This window comes from Herbaspirillum seropedicae (genome assembly GCF_001040945.1).
In the GTDB taxonomy this organism is placed as follows: Bacteria; Pseudomonadota; Gammaproteobacteria; order Burkholderiales; family Burkholderiaceae_D; genus Herbaspirillum; species Herbaspirillum seropedicae.
In genome coordinates this window covers 2,076,761-2,088,679 of sequence record NZ_CP011930.1, presented here as the reverse complement: position 1 = coordinate 2,088,679, position 11,919 = coordinate 2,076,761, and the positions used below count along the sequence as shown (strand labels likewise).

The following is an 11,919-nucleotide window of genomic DNA, read 5'->3' as shown; positions in this document are numbered from 1 at the left end:
TCAACACAGGAAGCCAGCAGTTTTATGGCGCAGCGCACCAAAACTGACGCGCCGGCTGTACGCCTGATGGCGATAAAATACGCCCTTCCTTCCGCCTGAAGCAGGTATGACGCACGCATGAACATCCGCTTTCTCGAAACCTTCGTCTGGCTGGCCAGGCTGCGCAACTTCCGGCTCACCGCCGAACGCCTGCACACCACCCAGGCCGCCGTTTCCAGCCGCATCGCCTCGCTCGAACAGGACTTCGGCGTGCGCCTGTTCGACCGCAGCGCGCGCGAGGTGGCGCTCACCGCCGATGGCAGCAAGGCGCTGGTGCACGCTGAACGCATGGTCAAGCTCATGCGCGAGATGAAGGAAGACATGTCTGACCGCGAAGTCTACGCCGGCGTCATCCGCATCGGCGTGATCGAATCCATCGTGCACAGCTGGTTCCCGGATTTCCTCGGACGCTTGCACAAGACCTTCCCGCGCCTGCAGATCGAGATCGTCAGCGACACCACCATCCATCTGCACGAACAGTTCAGCAAAGGCAACCTCGACCTGGTGCTGCAGGCCGAAGCGGTGATCGGCCCGCAGGTCAGCAATCTGGCGCTGTGCGAATTCCCCATGCGCTGGGTCGGCAGCCCCAAGCTCGACATCGGCAGCGAGACCTTGTCGCTGGCCGACCTGGCGGCCTTCCCCATCATCAGCTTCGCCCGCAACTCGGGGCCGCACGCGGTGATCGAGCGCCTGTTCTCGGACAGCCAGCGCAGCGAGCGCACGCTGCACATCAATTGCATCGCCTCGGTGGCCACCATGATCCGCCTGGCCACCGATGGCTTTGGCATCACCGCCGTGCCGCCGGCCATCATCCAGCGCGAGCTCAATGAAGAAAGCCTGCACCTGCTGAGGGTGGATACCGAATTCCCGGCGCTGGTGCTGATCGCCTCGTTCCGCTCGGACCATGAGAATCCACTGACCGAAACAGTGGCGCGCATTGCCCAGGAAACCGCTGCCGATTTCGCACTCAATTGGGGCCATGAGATCGCCCGCCTGCCAGCCTCGCTGAACTAAAGAGCGCGCCGCGCCCGCGCCGGGGCGGGCGGGCGCGGCAGGCCAGGCTTGCGCGCACAGCACCATCCTGAAGCAAACCCTGCCCTGCTTTTGCTCATAAGATTTTTCAATCAAGCCTGCTCAGATTTTCTTGTTGGACAGCGCCTGCCCCGCATCCCCATACTGATTTCAGACCGAGACGGCAGCACCGTATGACCCCGGCATTCCGGATTGCCTGTGCAGGTCCGGCCACATCTTCATTTCCCACAGACCACAGCACGACGCCGCAGCAGCGGACGCCGGCATTACCTGAGGAGGTTTTCATGTCTTATTCCCCATCCGCGGCGGCCACGCCGGCGGCCCATGCCAGCGCGGCAGCACCGCTGGAAGTCACCTACCGCAAGATCGCCTGGCGTCTGATTCCCTTCCTGGTCTTCCTGTTCGTGCTGGCCTGGATCGACCGCGTCAACGTCGGCTTTGCCAAGCTGCAGATGCTGCAGGACCTGCAGTTCTCGGAAGCGGTCTATGGCTTGGGGGCAGGCATCTTCTTCATCGGCTATTTCATCTTCGAAGTGCCCAGCAACCTGCTGCTGGAAAAGATCGGCGCCCGCAAGACCCTGGCCCGCATCACCATCCTCTGGGGGCTGGCGTCGATGGCCATGGCCTACGTCACCACGCCGACCAGCTTCTACATCCTGCGCTTCCTGCTGGGCATCTTCGAGGCCGGCTTCTTCCCCGGCGTGGTGCTGTACCTGACCTACTGGTTCCCGGCCCAGCGCCGCGCCCGTGTCAACGGCCTGTTCATGACGTCGTTCGCCATCGCCGGTGCCGTCGGCGGTCCCATTGCCGGTCTCATCATGAGCGGCATGGAAGGCGTGGGGCATCTGGCCAACTGGCAATGGCTCTTCATCCTCGAAGGCATTCCCTCCATCCTGGCCGGCTTTGCCGTACTGGCCTGGCTGCCGGAAAGACCGGCCAACGCCAAGTGGCTCAGCGAGGCGGAAAAGAACGCCGTCACCCAGGTGCTGGCCGCCGAGAACAGTGCGCCGGGCAAGCATTTCTCCTTCAAGGATGCCTGCACCAACTATCGCGTCTGGATCTGTGCCGCCGTGTATTTCTGCGTGGTCAGCGGCAACGCCACCATCGCCTTCTGGGCACCGTCCATCATCAAGGAAATCGGCGTGAAGGGCAATCTGCAGATCGGCCTGATCTCGGCCATCCCCTTCATAGCCGGCACGCTGGCGATGATCTGGAACGGCTTCCATTCCGACAAGACCGGCGAGCGTCGCCTGCACAGCGCCATCGCCACCCTCATCGCCTGTATCGGCCTGGTCGCCACCGGCATGACGCTGGGCAACGCCACCCTGGCGCTGTGTTCGCTGACGTTGGCGGCCATCGGCATCCTGGCCGCCTTCCCGGTGTTCTGGTCCATCCCCGGCGCCTTCCTGGCCGGCACTGCAGCCGCAGGCGGCATTGCCCTGATCAACTCCATCGGCAACCTGGCCGGCTTCGTTGCGCCCTACATGATCGGCGCATTGAAGACCAGCACCGGGTCGCTGTCCTCGGGTCTGTACTTCGTGGCGGCGCTGGAACTGGTTGCCAGCTTCCTGGTGGTGGTGTTCATCAGGAAGCATTGATACCGCACCCCAGCGTATCGAAGTCTGTCCTGAGCTCGTCGAAGGGGCGCTCTGGCCTCCGGCTTTTGCGCACCCGACACAGCGCCTTCGATACGATCCTCCGGATCTACCCAGTCCGAACGGAAAAAGATGTGCATGGCGGGACTGCTACGCCTGGCACCGACTCCCCTTGATTCACCCTGTTGGATAGACACTCATGAAGCTGACCTTTACCCTCCCCGACCAATCCTCCCTCCAGGCCGAGATCCATACCCTGGTCATCGCCGGCTGGGCTGGCCGCGACATGGCCGCCATCGAGCACCATATCGAAGAACTGGAAGCCCTGGGCATCTCCCGCCCCAGCGCGGTGCCGCTGTTCTACCGCGTCTCGGCCAACCAGCTCTCGCAAGCCGCCCAGGTGCAGGTGCTGGGCGAGGCCTCCTCCGGCGAAGTGGAGACCTTCGTCTTCAACGCCGGTGGCGAGCTCTATGTCTCCATCGCCTCGGACCATACCGACCGCAAGCTCGAAGCGCACAGCGTGGCCTTCTCCAAGCAGGCCTGCGTCAAGCCGGTCGGCACGACCGCGTGGAAGCTGGCGGATGTGGCCGAGTACTGGGATGAACTGGTGATCCGTTCCTGGATCGAGGAAGACGGACAGAGCAAGCTCTACCAGGAGGGCCCGCTGGCCTCGCTGCGCACCCCGGCCGACCTGATCGAACGCTTCACCGAAGGCCGCGCGCAGCTGCCCGAAGGCTGCGGCATGACCTGCGGCACCGTGGGCGCCATCGGCGGCATCCGTCCGGCCGCCTCCTTCACGATGGAATTGTTCGACCCGCGCCGCCAGCGCGCCCTGCGCCATCACTACGTGGCGCAGTCGCTGGCCGAAGTGGCCTGAGCGCTCCCCCGCTGCGGCCGGCCAGGCCGGCCGTTTTGTGGGATGCCCGCAGCAGTGCGATACTGCACGCTTTGATCGCCTGCGGACGTCCCTGACTGAGAACCACGACTTCCTCATCATGCCAAGCACACTTTCCCGACTGGCCGCCGACCTCGCCGCCGGCCACACCACCTCCCTGCAACTGACCGAGCAAGCCCTGGCCCGCATCGCCGACCCGGCTGGCGAAGGCGCGCGTGTCTTCACCCGCGTCTATGCCGAGCAGGCGCGCGCGGCGGCCCGCGCCTCCGATACCCTGCGCGCAGCCAGACTGTGCCGCTCACCGCTGGAAGGGGTGCCGGTCTCGGTCAAGGACCTCTTCGACGTGGCCGGTGAAACCACCCTGGCCGGCTCCGTGGTCCTGCGCGGCAAGCCCGTCGCCAGCGCACATGCCGCCGTGGTGCAGAACCTGCTCAAGGCCGGCGCCATCCTCATCGGCAAGACCAACATGACCGAGTTCGCCTACTCCGGCCTAGGCATCAACCCGCACTACGGCACGCCGCAGAACGCCTGGGAGCGCAACATCGAGGGCGGCCGCATCCCTGGCGGCTCTTCCTCCGGCGCGGCCATTTCGGTCACCGATGGCATGGCCTTTGCGGCAGTCGGTTCGGACACCGGCGGCTCGGTGCGCATCCCCTCGGCGCTCAATGGCCTGACCGGCTTCAAGCCGACGGCGGCACGGGTGTCCATGCAAGGTGTACTGCCACTGTCCGCCTATCTGGATTCGATTGGCCCGCTGGCTGTATCGGTGCAATGCTGCGCCATCATGGACGCTGTCCTGGCCGGTGAAGACTATGTAGCCGTCCTTGCGCACCCGCTGCGCGGGCTGCGCCTGCTGGCGCCGACCAATGTGGTGCTGGATGGCATGGACGACACCGTCGGCCAGGCCTACCGCACAGCGCTGGGCAAGCTGGCCGCCGCCGGCGCCATGATCGTCGAGGCCGAAGTGCCGGCCTTCAACGCCCTGGCGGCCATCAATGCCAAGGGCGGCTTCACCGCCGCCGAGGCCTACGCCTGGCACCGCGCGCTGATCGCCGAGAACGCCGCCGGCTATGACCAGCGCGTGGTCTCGCGCATCCTGCGTGGCAAGGACATGAGCGCCGCCGACCTGCTGGACGTGCTGCACGCCCGCCCGCGCTGGATCGCCCAGGTAGAGGCGCAACTGGCCGGTTACGACGCACTGGTCATGCCCACCGTCCCCATCGTCGCCCCGCGTATTGCCGAGCTGCAAGCCAGCGACGACGCCTACTATGGCGCCAACGGCAAGATGCTGCGCAATCCCACGCTGATCAACTTCCTCGATGGTTGCGCGCTGTCCCTGCCCTGCCATGCTCCCGGCAGTGCGCCGGTCGGGTTGTCGTTGGCGGCCTGCGGCGGCCAGGATAAACGCCTGCTGTCCATCGGCCTGGCAGTGGAGGCCTTGCTGGCGGCCTGAGTCGCTTATTTGCCACTTTGACAAGGCTTGTGCTTGCACAAGCCTTTTTTATGCGCGTAATTAACCGCAGTTACCAGCGGTTACCAACAGCTCCTGCCCTGAAGGGAACATTTCCTCGCCGCGGACGCCGAATTCCTGGAATTTTCATTAGAATGCGCTTTTGCAGCGCACGATAGCCCGGACTGCGGGCCTCGGCGCTGGGCAAACAGAGACACGACAACCCTTCCGGCATCAGCCACGACCACTCATCTGCATGGCAACCAAGAAAACCTCCCCGTCCGACTACAGTGAATCATCGATCCGCGTCCTCAAGGGACTGGAGCCGGTCAAGCAGCGCCCGGGCATGTACACCCGCACCGAAAACCCGCTGCACATCCTCCAGGAAGTGATCGACAACGCCTCCGACGAAGCGTTGGGCGGCTATGGCAAGAGCATTATCGTCACCATGAACGCCGACGGCAGCGTCAGCGTGGAAGACGATGGACGCGGCATCCCCGTGGGCCTGCATCCGGAAGAAAAGGTCCCGACCGTCGAGATCGTCTTCACCCGCCTGCACGCCGGCGGCAAGTTCGACAAGGGTTCCGGCGGCGCCTACGCCTTCTCGGGCGGCCTGCACGGCGTGGGCGTATCGGTCACCAACGCCCTGGCCACGCGCCTGGAAATCACGGTCTGGCGCGAAGGCGGCGTCCACACCCTGGCCTTCTCGGGCGGCGACGTCATCGAAAAACTGAAGTCGCGCCCCGCCACCCGCGACGACAAGAAATCCGGCACCCGCGTCACCGTCTGGCCCGACGCCAAATATTTCGACTCCCCCACCATTCCCATGGGCGAGCTGCAGCGCCTGCTGCGCTCCAAGGCCGTGCTGCTGCCGGGCGTAAAGGTCACGCTGACCAATGGCAAGACCGGCGACAGCCAGAGCTGGCAATACGACCAGGGCCTGCGCGGCTACCTGATGGAACAACTGGCCCAGACCGGCAGCGGCGAGACCCTGATCCCGCTGTTCGAAGGCGAACAGTTCGCCGGCAAGGATGCCGACGGCTTCGCCGAGGGCGAAGGCGCATCCTGGGTGGTGGCCTGGACCGAGGAAGGCGCGGTGGTGCGCGAGTCCTACGTCAACCTGATCCCCACCTCCAACGGCGGCACCCATGAATCGGGCCTGCGCGAAGGCCTGTTCTCGGCCGTGAAGAGCTTTGCCGAGATGCATTCGCTGCTGCCCAAGGGCGTCAAGCTGCTGGCCGAGGACGTCTTTGCACGGGTTTCCTTCGTGCTCTCGGCCAAGGTGCTGGACCCGCAATTCCAGGGCCAGATCAAGGAGCGCCTCAATTCGCGCGACGCCGTGCGACTGGTGGCCGGCTTCTCGCGCCCGGCGCTGGAACTGTGGCTGAACCAGCACGTCGATTACGGCAAGAAGCTGGCCGAACTGGTCATCAAGCAAGCCCAGAGCCGCCTGCGCTCGGCGCAGAAGGTCGAGAAGAAGAAGTCTTCCGGCGTGGCCGTGCTGCCCGGCAAGCTGACCGATTGCGAATCCTCGGATGTGTCGCGCAATGAACTCTTCCTGGTCGAAGGCGACTCCGCCGGCGGCTCGGCCAAGATGGGCCGCGACAAGGAATTCCAGGCCATCCTGCCGCTGCGCGGCAAGGTCCTGAATGCCTGGGAAACCGAACGCGACCGTCTCTTCGCCAACAATGAGATCCACGACATCGCGGTGGCCATCGGCGTCGATCCGCACGGCATCAATGACACGCCCGATCTGTCCGGCCTGCGCTACGGCAAGATCTGCATCCTCTCGGACGCGGACGTGGACGGCTCGCACATCCAGGTGCTGCTGCTGACGCTGTTCTTCCGTCACTTCCCCAAGCTGATCGAGAACGGCAACATCTGCGTGGCGCGGCCCCCGCTGTATCGCGTCGATGCGCCGGCGCGCGGCAAGAAGCCGGTGCAGAAGCTCTATGCGCTGGACGATGGCGAACTCGAAGCCATCGAAGACAAGCTGCGCAAGGATGGCCTGAAGGAAGGCGCCTGGAGCATTTCCCGCTTCAAGGGCCTGGGCGAGATGAATGCCGAGCAGCTGTGGGAAACCACCATGAACCCGGACACCCGCCGCCTCTTGCCGATCAGCTTCGGCGAACCCGGGGTGCAGACCTCGGAAGAGCGTTTCAACATGCTCATGGGCAAGGGCGAAGCCGCCTCCCGCCGCGCCTGGATCGAAGAGCACGGCAACGAGGCTGAAGCGGACATCTGACATGCCCCGCGCCGCATTGCCGCCTATCCATCTGCTCGCTACCGCCCTGCTGGGCGGAGCGACGCTGCTGTGCGCTGTACCGGTACAGTCGCAGCAAGTGGTCCGGTACACCGATGCCGATGGCGTGCAACACATGCGGGTGGAAGCGGCTGACAGCAGCAGCGATGGTGGCAGCAAGGGTAGCGGCAGCAAGAAGGCCCAGAGCATTGTGTACCGGTACACCGACGCCGATGGCGCAGTCCATTTCTACGCCCAGACGCTGGATGACCCCGACAAGCTCATGGCCAGCAGCGCTGCCCTGTTGAACCACGCAGAGAGCAAGGAAGCGGTCACCCCCGCCGACCCGCCCTTCGTGCGCACCATGCTGTCGCATCGCGACGCCCGCAAGTACGACCCGCTGCTGACCCAGGCCGCCAGTGAATTCGGCCTGGACGCGGCCCTGCTCAAGGCCGTGATGACGGCCGAATCCGGCTTCAACGCCAAGGCGGTATCCAGCAAGGGCGCGGTGGGCCTGATGCAGATCCTGCCGGATACCGCCGAGCGCTACGGCCTGCAGGGCGACCGTCGCAAGACCCTGCACCAGAAGCTGACCGATCCGAAGATCAACATCCGCCTGGCGGCGCGCTACCTGCGCGACCTGATGGCGATGTTCCCGCAGCATGTGGAACTGGCCATCGCCTCCTACAACGCCGGTGAAGGCGCGGTGCAGAAGTATGGCAACAAGATTCCTCCCTATCCCGAGACGCAGGGGTATGTGCGGCTGGTGTCGCGGTTCTACCAGCTGTATCGCCCCGATGGCGGCGCCACCCTGGCCTCGGCCGGATCGGCCCGCCTCAAGGTCACCCTGCCGCCCCATGCGCCCGCTACGGCCAGCGGCAATGACTGAACGATTAACCCAGTGACACAAGAAGACCACGCCCCATGACCGATCAACCGACCCTGTTCGACCAAGTCCCGAGCGCGCCCGATGGCGAATCGCTGACGCTGTCCACCTTCGCCGAGCGCGCCTATCTCGACTACGCGATCTCGGTGGTCAAGGGCCGCGCCCTGCCCGACGTGGCCGACGGCCAGAAGCCGGTGCAGCGCCGCATCCTCTATGCGATGAATGAACTGTCGCTGAACTCGGCGGCCAAGCCGCGCAAGTCCGCCGCCGTGGTCGGCGACGTGCTGGGCAAGCTGCACCCGCACGGCGACCAGTCGGTGTATGACGCGCTGGTGCGCATGGCCCAGGATTTCTCGCTGCGTTATCCCTTGATCGACGGCCACGGCAACTTCGGTTCGCGCGATGGCGACGGTGCGGCGGCAATGCGCTACACCGAAGCGCGCCTGACACCCATCAGCAAGCTGCTGCTCGATGAAATCGACATGGGCACGGTGGAGTTCCAGCCCAACTACGATGGCTCCACCGAAGAACCGCGCCTGCTGCCGGCGCGCCTGCCCTTCCTGCTGTTGAACGGCGCTTCCGGCATTGCGGTGGGTATGGCCACCGAGATTCCTTCGCACAATCTGACCGAAGTGGCCAAGGCCGCCGTGGCGATGATCCGCAACCCCAAGATCAGCCACGCCGAACTGATGGAGCTCATTCCCGGTCCCGACTTTCCCGGCGGCGGCCAGATCATCACCCCGCAGGCCACCATTGCCGAGATGTACCAGAGCGGCCGTGGCAGCCTGAAAGTGCGCGCACGCTGGAAGATCGAAGACCTGGCGCGCGGCCAGTGGCAGGCGGTCATTACCGAACTGCCGCCGGGCGTTTCCTCGCAGCGGGTGCTGGAAGAAATCGAAGAACTGACCAACCCCAAGGTCAAGCTGGGCAAGAAGTCGTTGACGCCCGAACAGCAGGCCCAGAAAGCCGCCATCCTCGGCCTGCTCGACGCCGTGCGCGACGAATCCGGCCGCGATGCGCCAGTGCGCCTGGTGTTCGAACCCAAGTCCAAGAACCAGGACCAGACCGAGTTCATGAACACGCTCCTGGCCCAGACTTCGCTGGAAACCAGCGCCTCGCTGAACCTGGTGATGATCGGTGGCGATGGCCGTCCGCGCCAGAAGAACCTGACCGACATCCTCAGCGAGTGGATCAGCTTCCGCTTCGAGACCGTGACCCGCCGCACGCAATTCCGCATGCAGAAGGTCAACGACCGCATCCACATCCTGGAAGGCCGGGAAGCGGTGCTGCTCAACATCGACAAGGTCATCAGGATCATCCGCGAATCGGACGAACCCAAGCCCGCCCTGATCGAGGCCTTCAGGCTCTCGGATCGCCAGGCCGAAGACATCCTGGAAATCCGCCTGCGCCAATTGGCCCGCCTGGAAGCCATCAAGATCCAGCAGGAGCTGGCCGAGCTGCGCAACGAGAAGAGCACCCTGCAAGACCTGCTGGACAATCCGTCCTCGATGAAGAAGCTGGTCATCAAGGAAATCGAAGGCGACGCCAAGACCTATGGCGACGCCCGCCGCACCATCATCGAAGAAGCCGAGCGCGCCACCTTCGAACAGAAGGTGATCGATGAACCGGTGACGGTGATCATTTCGCAGAAGGGCTGGGTGCGCGCACGCACCGGCCATGGCCACGATGCCACGCAATTCACCTTCAAGGCCGGCGACAGCCTGTATGGCGCGTTTGAATGCCGCACCGTGGACAACCTGCTGGCCTTCGGCTCCAACGGCCGGGTCTACACCATTGCCGTCAATGCCCTGCCCAATGCGCGCGGCGACGGCGTGCCTGTGACCACGCTGCTGGAACTGGCCAGCGGCAGCAGCATCCTGCACTACTTCGCTGGCCCCGCCGATACCACGCTGCTGCTGGCCTCGGACGCGGCGGCGGGCTTCATCGCCAAGGCTTCCGACATGTTCGGCCGGGTCAAGGGCGGCAAGAGCTTCTTCACGCTGGACGAAGGCGCCCTGCCGCTGGCCCCGACCCCGGTGCCGACCGATGCCAGCGCCGTTGCCTGCGTCTCCGGCAATGGCCGTCTGCTGGTGTTTGGCCTGGACGAGATGAAGACGCTCTCTTCCGGTGGCCGTGGGGTGAACCTGATGGAGCTGGAAAAGAACGAGAAGCTGGTCGCCGCCCAGGCCATCAGCCAGAAGGGTGTGGTCGTGTACGGCACCGGCAATGTGGGCAAGGCCAAGGAGATTGCCTTGTCGGCCGTCTCGCTGGCCCTGCATATCGGCAAGCGCGCCCGCAAGGGCAAGGCGCTGGAATCGCGTATCAAGGTGACGGGATTGCGGGCGCAGGTCTGACGCGCTTTCTGCTCACGGAAATCGCCCCCTGTGCCTGTTGGCGAGGGGGCGATTTTTTTTCATGATGTCACGTCAGCCGATGGCCACCGACACCCGATACAACAACACCCCCAGCAAGCCAAACGCCCCGGCAAGCATGCAATACGGCGCCCAGCGATAGCGGCGCAGGCCATAGCCGAGCAATAGCAGGCCGATGCTGGCCGCGGGGATCAGGGCGGAAGGACTGGTCAGGTCGGGCATGGTGGTTCTCCGGTCAAGTTGCGCCCGCCTGTGCCGGGCAGGCAGACGATATCCCCATCACGCCATCTGGCTGATGGTCTTCCTGAAGCGGCCCAGCGCCGCCATGAACAGCACCGCGCCAATGCCAAAGATGGCCAGCAATTGCGGCCAGATCACCTCCAGGCCGGCGCCGCGGTACAGGATGGCTTGCCCGGCCGCCACGAAGTGCGTGGTCGGGGCGGCCAGCATGATGTCCTGTACCAGTACGGGCATGCTCTCGCGTGGCGTGGAGCCGCCCGAGAGCAATTGCAGCGGCAGCAGCACCAGCACTGTCAACATGCCGAACTGCGGCATCGAGCGCGCCAGCGTGGCCATGAAGATGCCCATCGAGGTGGTGGCAAACAGATGCAGGCAAGTGACCAGCATGAACAGCGCCACCGAACCTTCGATGGGCACATGCAAGGCGCCCCGCACGATCAAGAGCAGCGACGCCAGCGCCGCCAGCGCCACCACCACGCCCATGGACCAGACCTTGGCCAGCATGATCTCCGCCGGCGTCACCGGCATCACCAGCAGGTGTTCGATGGTGCCGTGCTCGCGCTCGCGGATGAGCGCGGCGCCGGTCAGGATGATGGAAAGCATGGTGACGTTGTTGATGATCTCCATCAGCGAACCGAACCAGGACTGCTCCAGGTTGGGATTGAAGCGCATGCGCAGGGCCAGGTTGACCGGCGCGCTGGCCCCACCTTCCTGGCGCTGCACGAACTGTGCGACCTCGTTGGTGACCATCTGCTGGATGTAGCTGTTGCCGGTAAAGGCCTGGCTCATGCGGGTGGCGTCCACATTCAGCTGCACTGCCGGGGCGCGTGCGGCCAGCACGTCGCGCTGGAAGTCGGCGGGGATGTCCAAGACGAAGGTGTAGTCGCCGTCGTCGAGCCCGGCGTCGGCTTGCCGGGCCGTGACCAGCCTGGCTACCTTGAAATGCGGCGGATAGAAGGACGCCGCAATGCGCGCCGACAAGGGCGAACTGTCATTGTCCACGATGGCAATGGCGGCGTGGTGCAGGCTCTCCGGCATGGCCGTGGCGGCCACGTAGATCGAGAGCGAAAAGGTGTAGGCAATGAGCACCAACATGGCCGGATCACGCAAGAGGCTCCACAGCTCCTTGATGCCCAGACGGTAGATGTTGGCCCAGGAGTTGCGCATC

At 64.7% G+C, this 11,919-nt stretch carries 9 protein-coding genes; 7 read left to right on the top strand and 2 right to left on the bottom strand.

Features of this window, described 5'->3' with window-relative positions:
* Window positions 1-117: 117 nt before the first annotated feature.
* The 7 genes from ACP92_RS09135 to parC all read left to right on the top strand — a co-directional run bounded on the left by ACP92_RS09135 (window position 118) and on the right by parC (window position 10,493).
* Window positions 118-1,053, top strand: coding sequence for a LysR family transcriptional regulator (locus ACP92_RS09135; RefSeq protein ID WP_013233842.1), 936 nt, complete (start codon window positions 118-120; stop codon window positions 1,051-1,053).
* Window positions 1,054-1,355: 302 nt separating this feature from the next.
* Window positions 1,356-2,669: an MFS transporter gene (locus tag ACP92_RS09130; RefSeq protein WP_013233841.1), complete on the top strand. Its 1,314-nt coding sequence runs from the start codon at window positions 1,356-1,358 to the stop codon at window positions 2,667-2,669.
* Between the two features lie 196 nt (window positions 2,670-2,865).
* Window positions 2,866-3,543 (top strand): DUF2848 domain-containing protein, encoded by a 678-nt coding sequence (locus ACP92_RS09125; protein WP_013233840.1) that lies wholly within the window; start codon window positions 2,866-2,868, stop codon window positions 3,541-3,543.
* 118 nt (window positions 3,544-3,661) lie between these two features.
* Window positions 3,662-5,014, top strand: coding sequence for an amidase (locus ACP92_RS09120; RefSeq protein ID WP_013233839.1), 1,353 nt, complete (start codon window positions 3,662-3,664; stop codon window positions 5,012-5,014).
* 253 nt (window positions 5,015-5,267) lie between these two features.
* Window positions 5,268-7,256, top strand: coding sequence for a DNA topoisomerase IV subunit B (locus tag ACP92_RS09115; protein ID WP_013233838.1), 1,989 nt, complete (start codon window positions 5,268-5,270; stop codon window positions 7,254-7,256).
* A gap of 1 nt (window position 7,257) precedes the next feature.
* Window positions 7,258-8,142, top strand: coding sequence for a lytic transglycosylase domain-containing protein (locus ACP92_RS09110; protein WP_041310512.1), 885 nt, complete (start codon window positions 7,258-7,260; stop codon window positions 8,140-8,142).
* Window positions 8,143-8,177: 35 nt separating this feature from the next.
* Window positions 8,178-10,493 (top strand): DNA topoisomerase IV subunit A, encoded by a 2,316-nt coding sequence (gene parC / locus ACP92_RS09105; RefSeq protein WP_013233836.1) that lies wholly within the window; start codon window positions 8,178-8,180, stop codon window positions 10,491-10,493.
* Window positions 10,494-10,565: 72 nt separating this feature from the next.
* On the opposite strand, the gene ACP92_RS24550 is transcribed toward parC, so the two are convergent.
* A complete protein-coding gene (locus tag ACP92_RS24550) occupies window positions 10,566-10,733 on the bottom strand; it encodes a hypothetical protein (RefSeq protein WP_156181768.1) in 168 nt (55 codons plus the stop codon).
* A 57-nt stretch (window positions 10,734-10,790) separates the two neighbouring features.
* Window positions 10,791-11,918 carry an ABC transporter permease gene (locus ACP92_RS09100; RefSeq protein WP_013233835.1) on the bottom strand — a complete coding sequence of 376 codons (1,128 nt, stop codon included), beginning with the start codon at window positions 11,916-11,918 and terminating at the stop codon, window positions 10,791-10,793.
* Window position 11,919: the final 1 nt, after the last annotated feature.